Below are 16,325 nucleotides of genomic sequence, written 5' to 3'. Positions count from 1 at the left end.
AATTTTTTAAAAACCGTGATATTTTGTCACGGTTTTTTTATAAAAAAAATAAGTAAAAGATTTTTTAATTATTTACCACCATTCGCTTGCAAATCTGCTAAACATTGGGCATCAAGTTGAGGTACGGTATTCATATTACCTAAACTTACTTTAGATTCGGTAGCCCAATACATAAGACAACTTTCTACGTTACAATGATGTTCATGTTCAGTATCTTCATGTTCGGTTTGCATGGGCGTTCCCAGATTGGTCAATCCTAAAATATGTCCAAATTCATGATTGATGACAGTTGATTCTAAAAGACTTCGGCTAGGTTCCAATGAACTGTTGCTTAGGTCTCTAATGGTTTCTTCATAAATCACAAAGGAAGTATTCCAGTAAGCCGTACCAAGAACTACATTTTCAGCAGTGTCTTTATCGGATTTACCATCTGTAAAATAGGCCCATATTGCAATTTTACTATTTGTGTTATAGATCTCACGTTCTTCTCTTTCTATTTCGGCAATATCTTCAATAGAATAGGTTTCCTGTCCAAGCTTAGCAATAGCACGTTTTAAAACTGTAATACCTGATGGTTTATAAATGCGATTTGTTAGAAACGAAACAAAATTATTTATAGCTGTTTGAGTGGGTTCATAGCCTTCTACATAAACAAGTTCAATAACCATACTCTTAAATGTGTCATCAGATAATATATCGTTTGCTGAACTCCCCGTGCCTTGCCTATTGTTAAAAACATTAATGTTGTTTGTGTCGTTAGGGTCTGAAGGGTCATCTTTTGTACATGATCCAACAAATAGGAACACAAAAAAAATGGATAATAGTTTTAATTTAGAAATGGGGCTATGCATTTTATTATTATTTCTAGGTATTGCCAATAAATTTAAAATAAAGTTACACAAATATTAAGTCTATTTTAACTATATATTAAAACAAGTATTAGTTTAATATTCCACCAAATTTAAATAAATAATCGATTAAACGATTAATATATACGATTAAAATACTTTTTGTGTGAAATATTTTATATTTTTGTAACACTCAAATTTATTTATGTTATGAAAAGATTCATCCTACTTATGTTACTTGGTATAGTAACTACAATTTCAAAAGCCCAAGATATTGATGGCTTATTTGCTGCTGGTGTAGAGAATGCAGAACGTTTTGCTAATGATTATTTAATGCCAGGAACCAATGGTTTAATGTATAGTATGAATGCTAACTGGTTTAACACTGCTGACGTCAAACCTTTAGGAGGATTTGAAATATCGATTGTAGCAAATGCTTCTATATCTAATAATGAACATAAGATTTTTTTAATGGATTTAGATTTATACGAAACTGAAGATTTCTCAGTCGAATTTGTTGATAATCCAAGTGAAAGAACTAGAATGGTTGCCACTGCGCTTGGTGAAAATGATCCAAATATTCAAATAGACATATCTGATAATAATAATCCTCTTTTAACTGAACGTATTACATTGCCTTCTGGAATTGGAGATGCTACAGCTAATTTATTACCTACAGCGTTTATACAAGGAGCCATAGGGTTGAGTAAGGGATTTGAGCTTAAAGCACGATTTGTGCCAAAGGTAAAAACCGACGAAGTTGATATAAGTATGTATGGTGCGGGTTTGCAAATTGAATTTACTAAATGGTTGCCTGCAGACAAGATATTGCCTGTAGCCATATCTGGTTTGCTCGCCTATACTAATTTAGATGCAACCTATAACTTAACAGACACATTTCAAATAGACGGTGAAAATCAGCGTATTGAAAGTAACACAAATACTTGGTTATTACAGTTGGTAGCTTCAACAAAATTACCCGTAATTAATTTTTATGGTGGTTTGGGATACATTAAAGGAGAATCAAAATCTGATATTTTAGGAACATATACAGTTACAGGAGGACCTTTCATTGCCAATACATATACAGACCCTTTTTCGGTATCGAGTGAAGTGTCCAGCGTAAGGGGTACCATAGGTGCAAAATTAAAGCTCGGTTTTTTTAGATTTAATGCAGAATATCATCTATCTGAATTTAACGCCTTTTCATTAGGTCTAAACTTTGGGTTTAGATAAAAAAATGAATCCTTTCGAAATGTAAAAGCACAAGAATTAATCCTTGTGCTTTTTTATTTAAGTATATTTTATTCATACATTTGTTAAGCAAAAAAATACAGGCCAAAACAAACAAAAATCATTTTTTTGGCCAGTATAATTTTTCAAATTTGTCCAAAATAAAAACTGTTAATATATAATTTAAAATTAAAGATATGAAAGTTACCATAGTTGGAGCAGGGGCCGTTGGAGCCAGTTGTGCTGAATATATTGCGATTAAAAATTTTGCATCCGAAGTAGTGTTGCTGGATATTAAAGAAGGTTATGCCGAAGGTAAGGCTATGGATTTGATGCAATGTGCTTCTCTAAATGGGTTCGATACTAAAATTACAGGGGTTACAAACGATTATAGTAAAACAGCTAATAGCAACATTTGTGTGATTACCTCTGGAATACCCCGCAAGCCAGGGATGACCCGTGAGGAATTAATTGGTATTAATGCTGGTATTGTTAAAACGGTTGCCAATAATTTAATAGAGCATTCTCCAAATACCATCATGATTGTGGTGAGTAACCCAATGGATACCATGACCTATTTGGTGCACAAATCTACCAACCTACCCAAAAATAGAATTATTGGTATGGGAGGCGCTTTAGATTCAGCACGCTTTAAATACAGATTAGCTGAGGCATTAAATGCGCCTATTAGTGATATAGATGGTATGGTAATAGGTGGACATAGTGACACAGGAATGGTACCGTTAACCAGTCACGCGACAAGGAACAGTGTTAGGGTCTCTGAATTTTTAAGCGAAGAGCGTTTAAATCAAGTTAAAGAAGATACTAAAGTAGGAGGTGCTACACTTACCAAACTATTGGGAACCTCAGCTTGGTATGCTCCAGGAGCTGCTGTTAGTGGCTTGGTACAAGCTATAGCATGTGATCAAAAGAAAATGTTTCCTTGTTCAACATTTTTAGAAGGCGAATATGGTTTGAATGATATTTGTATTGGAGTTCCTGTGATTTTGGGTAAAGATGGTATTGAAAAAATTGTGGACGTGCCATTAAGCGACGCTGAAAAAAATCATTTGAAATCCAGTGCCGAAGGTGTTACCAAAACCAATGGTTTATTGGAGTTATAGAATAATTTAAGCCACTGAGGCAATTTATGTAAAGACTGTAGCAATACAGTCTTTATTTTTTTATATTTGGGGCATGAATATGAGATGGTACATAGGTACATTACTTTTTATACTTTCCTTTGTTGCTGTTGTTAACCAACAACAGGACACTGTACCTAACCAAGTTCTTGTATTAGAGTTTACAGGTAGTAAAATAACGCTTTCCGAAACACAAAGTACCGTCAGTGTTGTTAAAGACCGATTACAGGATTTAGGCGCAGAGAATATTCGAGTTACAGAAGAAGCTAATAGTAGGTTAAGAATTACTTATCATAGTGATGTTGACGTTAATCATATAAAAAATGCACTTTCTGAAGATAATACTTTAGTCTTTAATTACCCTATTGATGGTCAAGGAAAAACAGGTTCAAGATTTCCCTTAGAAGATAATAGGGTTAGTTGCAATCTAGATATTTATGAGATTCAAAAGAATAATGGGTCATCGTCAGGTTTTGGAGCTATACCCGTTCTAACCATAAATCATAAAAGTGAAAGATTAAATGTCTTAGATGTTTATCGTTTCAATAATTATCTAGATGATAATATAACCAACACTATTAAAGTTACTTATAAAGTACATTATACTATCGTCTTGTCGATAGAAGAACCATTTCACATTACTCCAGAGGTTAGAGCTGGACCTTTCTGCTAAAATAACATTCTTAGATTAAGTAAACCCAAAGTCTGAGACTTGAAGGTTTAGTCAACTTTCATCAATAAAAAAACAAAAACATATTACAGAATAAACGGTAAATAATATATTTGTCCGTTTTTTAAAATAGCGATTATAAAATATATAAACATGCAAAATAAAGGATTAGTTAAATTGTTTGCACTGTTATTCGGATTGGTAAGTGTTTACCAATTGTCGTTTACATTTAAGGCAAACCAAATTGAAGACGAAGCACAGGAATTGGCAATTAGTAAAATTGCAGACACTGAAGAGGACTACCGTGCCAAGCGAAGTCAGGAAGAAGCCAATTATTTAGAGTCAATTGCTACCGATACCGTGTTTAACATTGGTATTGCAAAATTCACTTATAACGAAGTGAAGCAAAAGGCCATGAATCTTGGCTTGGATTTAAAAGGAGGAATTAATGTTATCCTTCAAGTGTCTGTAAAAGATATCTTAAAAGGATTAGCAAATAATACAAAAGATCCTGTATTTAATAAAGCTTTGGAAGACGCTACAGAACTTCAAAAGAATAGCCAAAATACTTATTTAGAAGATTTCTTTGTGGCTTTTGATGCTATTAAAGGCGATACCAAGTTGGCATCACCAGATATATTCTATACAAAGGCTTTAGATGGTGAGATAGAAGGCAATATGACCGATGACGAAGTTAAAAAGATTATCAGCACTAAAATTGACGAATCCATTGTTTCTGCATTTGAAGTATTACGTAAGCGTATCGATGAGTTTGGAGTAACTTCTCCAAACATTCAACGTTTAGGAACTTCAGGGCGTATTTTGGTAGAATTACCAGGTGTTAAGGATGTAGAACGCGCTACAAGTTTATTACAGAGTACCGCTCAATTGGAATTTTGGGATGCCTATAAAGGCGAACAGTTTTTTGGGTTTTTAGCTCAAGCCAATGAGACTTTAAAAGATTTGGTTGCCGTTGATACACCCGAAGTTGCAGAAGCTGAACCTCAGGATGAGGAAGACGCACAAGATGCAGCTATCGATGATTTGTTGGGTGAAGCTGAAACAGATTCTACTGCGGTTGCAACCGTTAATCCATTATTGGATTTAATTAGAGGACCTGGTTATCAAGGCGGCCCAATAATAGCAAGATTCGAAGTTAAGGACAAAGTGACTGTACTAGAGTATTTAAACAAGCCAGAAGTAAGAGCCTTATTGCCTGTAGAGCAGCGTTATGCGAAGTTTGTTTTTGGAAAACCGGAAAAAAATAGTGAACTAGTAGATCTATATGCTCTTGTTGGAAACAGAGACAATACACCTCAATTAAGTGGAGCGGTAGTTACAGATGCCCGTGTGAATTTTAGTGTGGCAAATAAACCAGAAGTTTCCATGCAAATGAACTCTAAAGGTGCTAAGATATGGGAAGAAATGACTGGTAAGGCGTTTTCTCAAGGAAGTCAAATAGCCATTGTTTTAGACGATGTGGTATATTCAGCTCCTGGTGTGACATCTGGTCCAATAGCAGGAGGTAATTCTTCAATTTCAGGAAGTTTTACATTAAATGAGGCAGAAGATTTAGCTAACGTTTTACGGGCAGGTAAATTGCCAGCATCGGCCGATATTATATCAAGTGAGGTAGTAGGACCATCCTTAGGTCAGGAAGCTATTGATAGCGGTACCATGTCCTTCATGATTGCTTTGGTATTGGTATTGGTATGGATGATTCTTTATTATGGAAAGGCTGGTGGTTTTGCAGACATCGCCATGGTTTTAAACATCTTATTAATATTTGGTATATTATCTGGTTTAGGGGCTGTATTGACTTTGCCTGGTATTGCGGGTATCGTATTAACCATTGGTATGTCGGTTGATGCCAACGTACTTATTTTTGAACGCATCCGTGAGGAGATAGCTAAGGGAAAAGGACAAAAGGAATCCATTCAAGATGGGTTTAGCAATGCTTTATCCTCGATTTTAGATGCCAATATCACAACTGGATTAACGGCTTTAATACTATTCGTTTTTGGTACTGGGCCTATTAAAGGATTTGCAACGACCTTATTGATAGGTATTTTTACATCCTTGTTTACTGCCATTTTTATTACCAGATTATTGGTTGACTGGTACATTAACAAAGGAGGTAAATTAGATTTCTCAACAGCGATTACTAAGAACTTATTTAGGAATATAAATATTGAATTCCTAAAGAAACGTAAAGTCGCTTTTATAATTTCTGGAGCTTTTATCGTATTAAGTTTAGGCTCTTTAGTGACTGTAGGTTTAAACCAAGGCGTCGATTTTGTTGGAGGTAGAACCTATCAAGTACGTTTTGAGAACGATGTTAATGCAACTGAGATTTCTGCAACTTTAGCCAATACTTTTGGTAGTGCAGATGCAAAAACTTTTGGTAGTGCCAACCAGTTAAAAATTACCACCAAATATAAGGTCAATGAAGCAAGTTCTGAAGTTGATGAGGAAATAAGACAACTATTGTATAACACATTACAGCCCCATTTATCGGGTCAGACCTATGAAGAGTTCATCGATTTGAACGATGTAAACAAACAGGTAGGATTGTTGGAGTCTTTTAAAGTGAGTCCAACCATAGCCGACGATATTAAGCAGGCCTCTTTTTGGGCAATCTTAGGATCGCTTATTGTGGTGTTCCTTTATATCTTAATGCGTTTTAAGCGTTGGCAATACTCTTTGGGTGCAGTTGCGGCTGTATTCCATGATGTATTGATTGTATTGGGGATTTTTTCACTAACCTATAGGTTTATGCCATTTAGTATGGAAATAGACCAGGCTTTTATTGCGGCTATTCTAACGGTAATTGGTTACTCACTTAACGATACGGTGGTGGTATTCGACAGGATACGGGAGTTTTTTAATGAGCATACCAGCTGGAAGTTCGACCGTGTAGTAGATACTTCTTTGAGCAGCACATTAAGTAGAACGTTGAACACCTCACTTACAACTCTAGTCGTATTATTATCCATATTTATTTTTGGTGGCGATTCCATTAGAGGATTTATGTTTGCATTAATTGTGGGTGTAATTGTGGGTACTTACTCGTCATTGTTTATTGCGACACCTATCATGTACGACACGGTACAAAAACTTGAAGATAAAAAGAAGAAAAAAAACTAACTCATTTTTTCTTTGCAATAAGCCTATCATTTGTTTGATAGGCTTTTTTATTGGTGCGTTTTATAAAAGTAAGTTTAGATTTTAAGGCTGTTATTTTTCTGAAAGTTATTAAAAAGGCATCTAAAAACTGTGATCAACAGCCTGAAAAACGAACAATAGGAAATATCACCATTATAAGATTCCTCCTTGTTCTCTTGTGACATGACAAACAATTAAAAAAAACAGCTTTTAGTTCTTTAAAGAACAAGCAAACTCCAATGACTAAGGGTATTCAAATCCCAAATCATTCCTTCGTAATTGTTTTAATTTCTTTTTGAGTTGTTCTTTAAAATAAGCCACAGTTTCAGTATATTCTGGGTTATTGGCTAGATTGGTGTATTGTTTCGGGTCATCCTCCATATCAAATAATTCTATACCTTCTGAAGCATCTTCATTGTATTGAATATAGGCCCATTTATGATTTCTCAATAAAAAAGACTTACCACCTTGGCTAACACTAAAAGCCATATCCCTCACACTATGTTTAGGCTGGTCTATTGTTTTGACCAAGCTTTTGCCTTGTATATGTTTTGAGTATTTTAATCCAGCCAGTTCAGCAACAGTTGGATATAAGTCCAATAATTCAACAAATGAGTGACAGACTTGTGGTATTTTTCCTGGAACTTTTATAATTAAAGGAACTCGAACGGATTCTTCATGCAGGCTCACTTTCATCCAAAAATCATGTTCTCCTAAATGAAACCCATGGTCTGAAGTGAAAATAACAATAGTATTATCTTCCAGCTTTTCATCTTTTAGTGTTTGCAATACTTTCCCAACTTGTGCATCCATATATGATACCGAAGCATAATAAGCTGCTACAGCTTTCTTTTCTTGTTCGAGAGACATTTCACCGTTTAAACTAGTTACATAATTAATGCCCCGTTTTGGAATATCGTCCCAATCGTTTTCTACTTTTTTTGGCATCGTTATATCTTCAAATGGATAAGGTTCAAAATACGATTTTGGAGCAACAAAAGGTACATGGGGCCTTACAAAACCTACAGCCAAAAAAAATGGTTCGTTTTTGTGTTTTTTAATAAGTTCAATCGCTTTTTCAGCTGTCTTACCATCAGAGTGTACCAAATCATCACCATCAGCTTTTACAATAGTCATGACATTACCCCCTTTGCGTTCAATGGTCCCATCGGGGTTATTTTGAACTAATTCGGCATCTCCAATTGCTTTCCACTCCGGACCTTGACTGTTAAAACGTTCTGTCCAAGACGCTTCATCATCTGTTCCGTTAGATCCGGTTTCAATGTCTATGGGTACGCCCATGTGGAAAATTTTACTAACCCGAGCCGTGTAATAACCGTTGTCCTTGAATAACTGTGGCCATGTTTTTCGATTTGGACCAATGTTTTTGCGTCCACTCACATACCCATAGGTTTTGGTAGCATTAGGGTAATAACCAGACATCAATGAAGCTCTTGAAGGCCCACAAACAGGGTATTGTGTATAAGCTTTTGTATAACGAATCCCTTCTGAAGCTAATTGATCTATGTTTGGTGTATAACAAGCTTTATTTTCATAGGATGAAACAGTAGTGGCAGTTAAATCGTCTGAAATGATGAATAACACATTAGGCTTTTTCTCTTGTGAGCAACTAACTATTAAAGATAAAATAATGCAATAGACAAAAAATTGTTTCATCTTTTTATATTTATTGTGTTTCAAAGGTCAGAAGAATTACTCTTATATGCTTGGGGGTATGCACTGAAAATTTGCTTATGTGGGCATTTCATATGAGTGTTTTATTTAGTGTAAATTATGGTATCACCAACTTCTAATTGCCATTTGTCTGCAAGACCAGCATTGACTTCTAAAACGTATTTAGCGGGGGTATTCGAAGGAAGGGAAGTTTCGTCAAAAGGTTGGGCGTTTTTTTGAAAACTAACAATCTTTTTGTTTTCGCCTATAAAAATAATATCTAGAGGAATACGCGTATTTTTCATGTAAAAGGAGCGTGGTTGCTCATTTTCAAAAACAAATAGCATCGCTTGTGTATCGGCCATACTGTTACGGTACATTAACCCTGTTTGGGTGTCGTAATCAGTATCTGCAATTTCAATATTAAGGTGTACTGTGGTTGAATCGGATTTGATAATGGTCAACTCTCCTTCCTTTTTAAAAGTAACTTCTGTTTGCTTAATTACTTTTTTGTTATCCTTACAAGATATAACTATTAAAAGGTAGCATACATATAGTAGAAATCGTTTTATGGACATGCTTTATTTGCTTGCAGTTTTGGGTTTATAGACAAACATAAAATAGAGACCTATTAATATAAAAGGAATACTTAGCCATTGGCCGGTTTGTAAACCAAACCAGTTGATATATTCATCGCCTTGAGGCTCTTTAACAAATTCAACAAAAAAACGTACCGTCCAAAGCAAGATTAAAAACAATCCAAAAAGAAATCCGCTTTGATCACTTTTTTTGGTTTTTAAGTAAACAAACCACAGAATTAAAAACACAAAAATATAGCAAAACGATTCATACAATTGTGCGGGGTGACGGTAGGGGATGGCTTCCAGTAATTCCGCAAATTGCGGATTATTGGTTACAGCATTATAAGCTTCCTCAACATTTTTAATGCCTGTTACTCTTACAATATCATATTTATTGTAATAATCTTGGATAAAACGAACACCAAGTGGGAAGTTTTCATTTTCAACAACCCTTCCAATAATTTCTGAATTGATGAAATTACCTATTCTAATGAAAACGGCACCAGAGGCTACCGATATTACCACGCGATCCAGAATCCAAAGCAAGGATTTGTAGTTGTATTTTTTTCGGTATAAATACATGCCTATAATAATGCCTATAGCGGCACCATGGCTGGCCAAACCCTGAAAACCAGTAAATTCAAAGCCGCCCTTAAATTTAAAGGGGAGAAATATGCTGAAAAAATCTTCAGTAATTAATTCTGATTGATAAAAAAGTACATGCCCTAATCGAGCACCAAGCATGGTGGCTAAAACGGTATAGATAAAAAGCGGGTCTAAATACTCCAAGGAAATTTTTTCCTTAGTGAAGATACGCTTCATAATATACCAACCAATAATAAAGGCTACTACCCACATTAAGCTATAAAAATGGAGTTTAAAATTGCCTGCTATGTCTATACCTGTTATAGGGTTCCAATCGAATTTTAATACGTACATATTTTTATTTAACTAGTTTAAAAGTTTAAGAATTTCAACTTCAAATATAATATTTGATTTTGGTGGAATACCATTGCCTCCTGCTTCGCCATAAGCTAAGTGGTATGGAATAAATAGTGTAGCTTTATCACCTACATTTAACTGTCTCAAACCTTCCTTAAATCCAGGAATCATTCTAGCGTCTGGCCCAATATCACAAGTTATAGGTTCATACCTACCCGTAATTTTTTGTTGTTCATCTACCGCGTTCAAAGCTTCAGCTGTTTCTAACTTACTGGTTTGAAGTAGTTTTCCGTTTTCAAAATAAACAGCATAATGTGCAAGTACTTTAGAGGTTTCAGATAGCTTTTTTCCATCGCCTTTTTCGGTAACTAAATATTGTAAACCAGATGGTAGCGTAGTGGCTTGTGTACGTTGTTTTTCAAATTTTTCAAGTGTTGCTGTTACTATGGCTTGGGCTTGGGCTTCTTTTTCTTCCTTAATGCGTTTGGCTTCAATAAAATGATTTTTAAAAATGGAGACTGCATCAAACTTTTTAGCTACTTTTCCTTTTCTAATAATATTTACAGCTTCAATAACATCATTTTGTTTAATAGAGTCAACAACTTCAAGTCCCGTAATAACTTCCCCAAATACGGTATGACAACTAATACGTCTGTTTTCACAATTTTTTAAATTGCCCTCATCGTCATAGGCATCCAACCATGGCGTTTCTTTATGGGTAATGTAAAACTGACTGCCATTGGTGCCATAACCCGAATTGGCCATGGCCAATGTCCCTTTTTTATCATGTTTTAGACTTATGTCAAATTCATCGTTAAAGCGATAGCCAGGATTTCCAGAACCATCCCCTTTAGGATCACCTCCCTGAATCATGAAATCGGGGATGACACGATGGAATTTCAAACCATTATAAAATTTTTTATCCTTATATTCATCATCAACCATTGTATTGGTGCCCTCTGCCAAGGAAACAAAATTGGCAACAGTTACAGGTGTTTTTTCATGCTCCAATTTGGCAATCATAACTCCTTTTCCAGTAACGATTTCGGCATAAAGTCCGTCTTCCAATTCAGGATATTGTGCTTTGCAGGAATATAGGTTAAGTATAATTAACAGAACGGGAGAGAAGAACATAAACCATTTTGTATATCTCATTTTCTTTTGATTAATTATTGTTTTCAGTAATTGAAAATACCGTGACTTCACACATTAATGGCATATTACTGCCAATTTTGTTTTGGTCTCCATAATAGCCATAGGCCTTTTGGGAGGGAAATAAAAACGTAACGGTTTCACCAGTTTTCATGAGTTTTAAACCTTCCCTAAGCCCTGTGAAAAGTTCTTGTTGGTCCATAACGTAGCGCTGTATTTTGACGTCATCTTTAGAATAAATAGTTTGTCCGCTAAGGGTTTTAACATCGTAATTATAATCAATGACGTCACCAAAATTAGGTGTTTTTAAGGTGTCGATTTCTGTTTTTGTATTGTAGTAATACCAAAATCCACTTTCTGAAGCGATATAATTTTTATCGTTCTGTTGTTCCATAACCTTAAGGATATGGGATTGTTCCTTAGCGTTGAGTTTTTTATTTCGTTCTACCGAATCGTCTATAAAAGAACCTGTTTTAACCGAAATGGGCTTTCTGGCTTCTGGTGTTTTACAACCAATAATAAAGAGGCTTGCAAATAATATGGGTATGAGTTTATTCATCATTTAGGGCGTTTTTATAACTAGCCAATATACTAATAAAATTTTCAATGGTTTCGTTTAAGGATAAATAGCTTTTACCACCTGCGGCATTTGTATGCCCACCCCCGTTGAAATGTGCCCTGGACATTTCGTTAACAGAAAAATGACCTTTGGAGCGTAACGAAATTTTAACAATGTTTTCCTGTTTGTCTTCAATAAAAATTGCTGCAAGCACTATATTGTCTAACGATAGACCATAATTTACTACTCCTTCTGTATCGCCTTTTTTATAATTGTATTGGTTAAGTTCTTCTTGAGATAAGCTAGTATATGCAGTACGGTATTCAGGTAGTATTTTTAAATTTTTGAGTGCACAGCCCAAAAGCTGTAGGCGTTCATAGCTGTTAGTATCGTAAACATTGTTATGGATTTGGGAATTGTTGGCACCTTTATCAATAAGTTTAGCTATAATATGATGAGTGGTGCTTGTGGTACAATCAAATTTAAAGGAACCAGTATCAGTCATGATACCAACATAAAGACAGGTGGCCATGGTAGCATCAATATTATTGGTGTCTTTAAGCATGTCTATAAAATGATAAATCATTTCACAAGTAGAGCTCATACTCACATCCGAAAACATAAAAGTTGCATAACCATCAGGAGCCTGATGATGATCTATCATGATTTTTAATGCGTCACTTTCAGATAATGGAATTTCCATATTGCCAGTTCTGTGGAAAGCATTAAAATCTAAAGTAAATATAATTTCGGCTTCACTTATTAATCTATTTGATAATTCTGTTTGATAGTCGTATACCAAAACGGTTTCTGCTCCAGGTATCCATTTTAAAAAACTGGGACAGTCATTAGGTAAAATTACAGTTGTTTTATGCTGATATTTCGAAAGGTAGTGATATAGTGATAGGCTAGAGCCAACGGCATCGCCATCTGGATTTTTATGGGTTACAATTACTATTTTTTTAGGGGTTGAGAGTAACTGTTTTATCTGTTCAATATCTTGTTTGTTCATAGGAAACGAATATACAATTTTTTTAAAATTGCCAAATCTTGTTTTTAAGTGGAAATAGATTACTTTTGCACAAAATTTAAAAGAACAAATGGCAACAAATAGAACATTTACAATGCTTAAGCCAGATGCTGTTGAGAAAGGGCATATTGGTGCAATATTAGAAAAAATTACAGCTTCTGGATTTAAGATCGTAGCAATGAAATTAACACAAATGTCTAAGGCTGATGCAGAAACATTTTATGCGATCCATAGCGAACGTCCATTTTTTGGGGAATTGGTAGAGTATATGACCCGTGGACCAATAGTTGCAGCTGTGTTAGAGAAGGATAATGCTGTTGAAGATTTTAGAACCTTAATTGGTGCTACCAACCCGGCCGATGCAGCAGAAGGGACCATTAGAAAATTATATGCAGCTTCAATGGGCGAGAATGCCGTACATGGTAGTGATAGTGATGAAAATGCAGCTATTGAAAGCGCATTCCATTTTTCGGGAAGGGAAATATTTTAAATATTTTATAAATTGGTTAAAAATGAAGCTTTCGATAAATTTCGGAAGCTTTTTTTTTTGACTTTTAAAAATCTTTTTTGACTTTATTAGGTTTTCTAGGGACTAAATATATCCTTCATGAAAAGGACGGTAATTTAATCTTTTAAAAAGATTTATTTCCTTATTAATTAAAGATCGAAGGGTTTTTTACAAAAAAAGCCTGTCAAAATAATGACAGGCTTTCATTGTAATGTTAAAGTGTATATAATTTAGATTAGATAACTTTTACGTTTACTGCGTTTAAACCTTTTCTACCTTCCTGTAGATCAAATTCAACTTCATCACCTTCACGAACTTCATCAATTAATCCAGAAATGTGAACAAAATGTTCTTTGTTGTTTCCTTCTTCAATGATAAAACCAAACCCTTTGGAATCATTAAAGAACTTTACTGTACCTTTACTCATTGTATTTGTATTAAAAAAATTAAGTGTCAAAGGTAGTTTAAATAATAATAGCTTGCAGGTTTTATACAGTTTTTTTTTTAATTTGATTTAAAATGTAATTAGCGCAAAATCAATTTTTTAATAATTTCCTTGCCTAACTCTTCATTAAGCATGGTTATTATTTTTTGCTTGCCATAACTTAATTCTTCCCGCAAAACACTGGAACTTAATTGAATGTAAAGTGTTTCACGTTCCAAACGAATACCAGTGGTATAATTGTTTACCCCATTACCCATTAGTTTAACCCAAGCATCTACAACATTTACTTTGTCCAGACCTTTATCTAATTTATTGGTTTCAACAAATTCTTTTAAAGCGTCTTTTATGCTAATATGTTCGTTGTTTCGTTTTGGCATGGCAATTAATTACAATTTAAAAACCTCATACGATTGGTGAGCTTGTTTCACAGTGTTTTCGGTACGTTCGGCATGTGTGTCGCTAATAAATATTTGTCCGAAACTATCCTCACCAACTAATTTAATAATTTGTGCTACACGGTGCTCGTCCAATTTATCAAAAATATCATCCAATAACAAAATAGGATTGACACCACTTTGTGCTTTGATAAAATCGAATTGTGCCAATTTTAATGCAACTAGAAATGATTTTTGTTGGCCCTGACTTCCAAACTTCTTTATGGGATGCCCTTCAATATTAAAAGACAAATCGTCTTTATGGATACCTACACTAGTATATTGAAGCGCTTTGTCTTTATTGATTTGTTGTTTAAGTAAAGATTTAAGATGATCCTCAAACAAATGACTATTGTAAACTAAGCCTATTTTTTCATTACCATTGCTAATGGTTTTGTATCGCGTTTTAAAAATAGGGGTAAACGTTTCTAAAAATTGTTGCCTTTTTTCAAAAACAACTGTACCATATTGAGTTAGTTGGTCATTATAAACAGCAATAGTGTCTGGGTTAAAGGTGTGGTTTAAAGCAAAATATTTTAAAAGTGCATTGCGTTGTGCCAATATTTTGTTGTAATTAAGAAGATTGGATAGATATGTTTTATCGCTTTGTGAAATCACACTATCAATAAATTTACGGCGTACATCGCTACCTTCTACAATTAAATCCCTATCGGCAGGTGAAATAATGACTAATGGTAAAAAACCAATGTGTTCACTAAACTTGTCGTAAGGTTTACCATTGCGCTTAATCACTTTTTTTTGACCTCGTTTTAGGCTTACCACTACCTTTTCCGGTTTTTCATTTTTTATGTACTCACCATTAATTACAAAAAAATCTTCACCGTGTTTAATGTTTTGGGTTGCTACCGGATTAAAATAGCTTTTTCCAAACGAAAGATGATAAATGGCATCTAAAATATTGGTTTTTCCAATGCCATTATTACCAACAATACAATTTATTTTTTCGTTAAGGTCAAGCGATTTGCTGTCAAAATTTTTGTAATTGATTAAAGAAAGTGATTTTAAAATCATAAAAATAAAGACTATTAGCGTATTTAATTCGTGGTAATGCCAAAACAATGAGGGATGCAAATTATTGAAAATAATCAAATAAATACCCTTTTAGTTATAAAGAAAAATTATATTTTTGCGGCGCATTAATATAGAATATATGGCAACTTATAATAAAAGAGGTTACAAACCAAAAACTAAAGTAGAAAAGGAACATAATATAGAGGAAGGTTCGACAACCGCAGAGGTTTTTAACACGTTGGATGAAACGGCATCTAAGACAGAGGCATTTGTTGAAAAGAACCAAAAATATATCTTTATAATTATAGGTATTGTTGCTGTTGTTGTATTGGGGTCTCTAGGATATAAAGAGTTTATAGCAAAACCAAAACAGATTATGGCTATGAACGATATGTTCCAAGCGCAAAAATATTTTGAGGATGCCGTTAATGGCGTTGAAAAAGACTCTTTGTACAATTTGGCGTTAAACGGTGGTGAAGGGAAATATGGTATGTTGGATATTGTAAAGGAATATGGTGGTACGCCTGCAGCCAATTTGGCCAATTACTATGCTGGAACGGCCTATTTAAGATTAAAGGATTACAAGAATGCCGTTGAGTATTTAAGTAATTTTAAAAGCGATGATGAAATTTTGGCACCATTGGCTAAAGGAAATATTGGAGATGCTTTTGTACAGTTAAATCAACCTGATGATGCTTTAAGTTATTATGAAGAAGCTGCTAATATGCGAGATAATGAATATACAACGCCTATGTATTTATTTAAGGCAGGCACCATAGCATTAGATTTGGGACAGGCAAAGAAGGCGTTAGATTATTTTGAGCGTATTAAGGAAGACTATTCCAATGCTACCGAGGCTTCCAATATAGATGTATTTATAGGAAAAGCACAAGTATTGGCAAATAAATAA

The 16,325-nt window shown here is 34.4% G+C and carries 16 protein-coding genes; 6 read left to right on the top strand and 10 right to left on the bottom strand.

Going from position 1 to position 16,325, the window contains the following annotated elements; genetic code table 11:
- Positions 1-68 precede the first annotated feature (68 nt).
- A complete protein-coding gene (locus tag MR053_RS11955) occupies positions 69-878 on the bottom strand; it encodes a membrane metalloprotease (protein ID WP_242132662.1) in 810 nt (269 codons plus the stop codon).
- A 180-nt stretch (positions 879-1,058) separates the two neighbouring features.
- Here MR053_RS11955 and MR053_RS11950 point away from each other — a divergent pair, with 180 nt between their 5' ends.
- The 4 genes from MR053_RS11950 (at position 1,059) to secDF (ending at position 7,040) form a co-directional block, all read left to right on the top strand.
- Complete coding sequence (locus MR053_RS11950; RefSeq protein WP_242132661.1) at positions 1,059-2,084, top strand: DUF6588 family protein; 1,026 nt, start codon at positions 1,059-1,061, stop codon at positions 2,082-2,084.
- Positions 2,085-2,278: 194 nt separating this feature from the next.
- On the top strand, positions 2,279-3,205 hold the full coding sequence (mdh, locus tag MR053_RS11945; RefSeq protein WP_242132660.1) for a malate dehydrogenase: 927 nt from the start codon (positions 2,279-2,281) through the stop codon (positions 3,203-3,205).
- A 79-nt stretch (positions 3,206-3,284) separates the two neighbouring features.
- Positions 3,285-3,896 (top strand): hypothetical protein, encoded by a 612-nt coding sequence (locus MR053_RS11940; protein ID WP_242132659.1) that lies wholly within the window; start codon positions 3,285-3,287, stop codon positions 3,894-3,896.
- A gap of 150 nt (positions 3,897-4,046) precedes the next feature.
- Positions 4,047-7,040, top strand: coding sequence for a protein translocase subunit SecDF (secDF, locus tag MR053_RS11935; RefSeq protein WP_242132658.1), 2,994 nt, complete (start codon positions 4,047-4,049; stop codon positions 7,038-7,040).
- A gap of 261 nt (positions 7,041-7,301) precedes the next feature.
- Here secDF and MR053_RS11930 read toward each other — a convergent pair whose 3' ends face one another.
- The 6 genes from MR053_RS11930 to MR053_RS11905 all read right to left on the bottom strand — a co-directional run bounded on the left by MR053_RS11930 (position 7,302) and on the right by MR053_RS11905 (position 12,978).
- On the bottom strand, positions 7,302-8,735 hold the full coding sequence (locus MR053_RS11930; RefSeq protein WP_242132657.1) for a sulfatase: 1,434 nt from the start codon (positions 8,733-8,735) through the stop codon (positions 7,302-7,304).
- A gap of 101 nt (positions 8,736-8,836) precedes the next feature.
- Complete coding sequence (locus tag MR053_RS11925; RefSeq protein WP_242132656.1) at positions 8,837-9,310, bottom strand: DUF192 domain-containing protein; 474 nt, start codon at positions 9,308-9,310, stop codon at positions 8,837-8,839.
- Between the two features lie 3 nt (positions 9,311-9,313).
- On the bottom strand, positions 9,314-10,252 hold the full coding sequence (gene lgt / locus MR053_RS11920) for a prolipoprotein diacylglyceryl transferase (protein WP_242132655.1): 939 nt from the start codon (positions 10,250-10,252) through the stop codon (positions 9,314-9,316).
- Between the two features lie 12 nt (positions 10,253-10,264).
- Positions 10,265-11,410: a peptidylprolyl isomerase gene (locus MR053_RS11915; protein ID WP_242132654.1), complete on the bottom strand. Its 1,146-nt coding sequence runs from the start codon at positions 11,408-11,410 to the stop codon at positions 10,265-10,267.
- A 10-nt stretch (positions 11,411-11,420) separates the two neighbouring features.
- Complete coding sequence (gene gldI / locus MR053_RS11910) at positions 11,421-11,969, bottom strand: gliding motility-associated peptidyl-prolyl isomerase GldI (RefSeq protein WP_317221715.1); 549 nt, start codon at positions 11,967-11,969, stop codon at positions 11,421-11,423.
- Positions 11,959-12,978, bottom strand: coding sequence for a DHH family phosphoesterase (locus MR053_RS11905; protein ID WP_242132653.1), 1,020 nt, complete (start codon positions 12,976-12,978; stop codon positions 11,959-11,961). Before MR053_RS11905 ends, gldI begins: the two co-directional genes overlap by 11 nt.
- Positions 12,979-13,066: 88 nt before the next feature.
- On the opposite strand from MR053_RS11905, the gene MR053_RS11900 reads away from it, so the two are divergent.
- On the top strand, positions 13,067-13,486 hold the full coding sequence (locus MR053_RS11900; protein WP_223551685.1) for a nucleoside-diphosphate kinase: 420 nt from the start codon (positions 13,067-13,069) through the stop codon (positions 13,484-13,486).
- Positions 13,487-13,739: 253 nt separating this feature from the next.
- Here MR053_RS11900 and MR053_RS11895 read toward each other — a convergent pair whose 3' ends face one another.
- From MR053_RS11895 to recF, 3 genes are all read right to left on the bottom strand, one after another.
- Complete coding sequence (locus MR053_RS11895; RefSeq protein WP_223551686.1) at positions 13,740-13,931, bottom strand: cold-shock protein; 192 nt, start codon at positions 13,929-13,931, stop codon at positions 13,740-13,742.
- Between the two features lie 98 nt (positions 13,932-14,029).
- Complete coding sequence (locus MR053_RS11890; protein ID WP_223551687.1) at positions 14,030-14,326, bottom strand: DUF721 domain-containing protein; 297 nt, start codon at positions 14,324-14,326, stop codon at positions 14,030-14,032.
- A 9-nt stretch (positions 14,327-14,335) separates the two neighbouring features.
- Positions 14,336-15,415, bottom strand: coding sequence for a DNA replication/repair protein RecF (gene recF, locus MR053_RS11885; protein ID WP_242132652.1), 1,080 nt, complete (start codon positions 15,413-15,415; stop codon positions 14,336-14,338).
- Positions 15,416-15,554: 139 nt separating this feature from the next.
- Here recF and MR053_RS11880 point away from each other — a divergent pair, with 139 nt between their 5' ends.
- Positions 15,555-16,325 carry a tetratricopeptide repeat protein gene (locus MR053_RS11880; protein WP_242132651.1) on the top strand — a complete coding sequence of 257 codons (771 nt, stop codon included), beginning with the start codon at positions 15,555-15,557 and terminating at the stop codon, positions 16,323-16,325.

It is taken from the genome of Aestuariivivens marinum (assembly GCF_022662175.1).
Lineage (GTDB): Bacteria > Bacteroidota > Bacteroidia > Flavobacteriales > Flavobacteriaceae > Aestuariivivens > Aestuariivivens marinum.
The sequence above is the reverse complement of the archived record's forward strand: the minus strand, read 5'-3'. Positions and strand labels throughout refer to the sequence as shown.

Excerpts from the sequence above, each read along its gene's own strand:
- MR053_RS11950 (WP_242132661.1), top strand. The coding sequence starts at position 1,059 with ATGAAAAGATTCATCCTACTTATGTTACTTGGTATAGTAACTACAATT.
- mdh (WP_242132660.1), top strand. The coding sequence starts at position 2,279 with ATGAAAGTTACCATAGTTGGAGCAGGGGCCGTTGGAGCCAGTTGTGCT.
- MR053_RS11940 (WP_242132659.1), top strand. The coding sequence starts at position 3,285 with ATGAGATGGTACATAGGTACATTACTTTTTATACTTTCCTTTGTTGCT.
- secDF (WP_242132658.1), top strand. The coding sequence starts at position 4,047 with ATGCAAAATAAAGGATTAGTTAAATTGTTTGCACTGTTATTCGGATTG.
- MR053_RS11930 (WP_242132657.1), bottom strand. The coding sequence starts at position 8,735 with ATGAAACAATTTTTTGTCTATTGCATTATTTTATCTTTAATAGTTAGT.
- MR053_RS11925 (WP_242132656.1), bottom strand. The coding sequence starts at position 9,310 with ATGTCCATAAAACGATTTCTACTATATGTATGCTACCTTTTAATAGTT.
- lgt (WP_242132655.1), bottom strand. The coding sequence starts at position 10,252 with ATGTACGTATTAAAATTCGATTGGAACCCTATAACAGGTATAGACATA.
- MR053_RS11915 (WP_242132654.1), bottom strand. The coding sequence starts at position 11,410 with ATGAGATATACAAAATGGTTTATGTTCTTCTCTCCCGTTCTGTTAATT.
- gldI (WP_317221715.1), bottom strand. The coding sequence starts at position 11,969 with ATGATGAATAAACTCATACCCATATTATTTGCAAGCCTCTTTATTATT.
- MR053_RS11905 (WP_242132653.1), bottom strand. The coding sequence starts at position 12,978 with ATGAACAAACAAGATATTGAACAGATAAAACAGTTACTCTCAACCCCT.
- MR053_RS11900 (WP_223551685.1), top strand. The coding sequence starts at position 13,067 with ATGGCAACAAATAGAACATTTACAATGCTTAAGCCAGATGCTGTTGAG.
- MR053_RS11895 (WP_223551686.1), bottom strand. The coding sequence starts at position 13,931 with ATGAGTAAAGGTACAGTAAAGTTCTTTAATGATTCCAAAGGGTTTGGT.
- MR053_RS11890 (WP_223551687.1), bottom strand. The coding sequence starts at position 14,326 with ATGCCAAAACGAAACAACGAACATATTAGCATAAAAGACGCTTTAAAA.
- recF (WP_242132652.1), bottom strand. The coding sequence starts at position 15,415 with ATGATTTTAAAATCACTTTCTTTAATCAATTACAAAAATTTTGACAGC.
- MR053_RS11880 (WP_242132651.1), top strand. The coding sequence starts at position 15,555 with ATGGCAACTTATAATAAAAGAGGTTACAAACCAAAAACTAAAGTAGAA.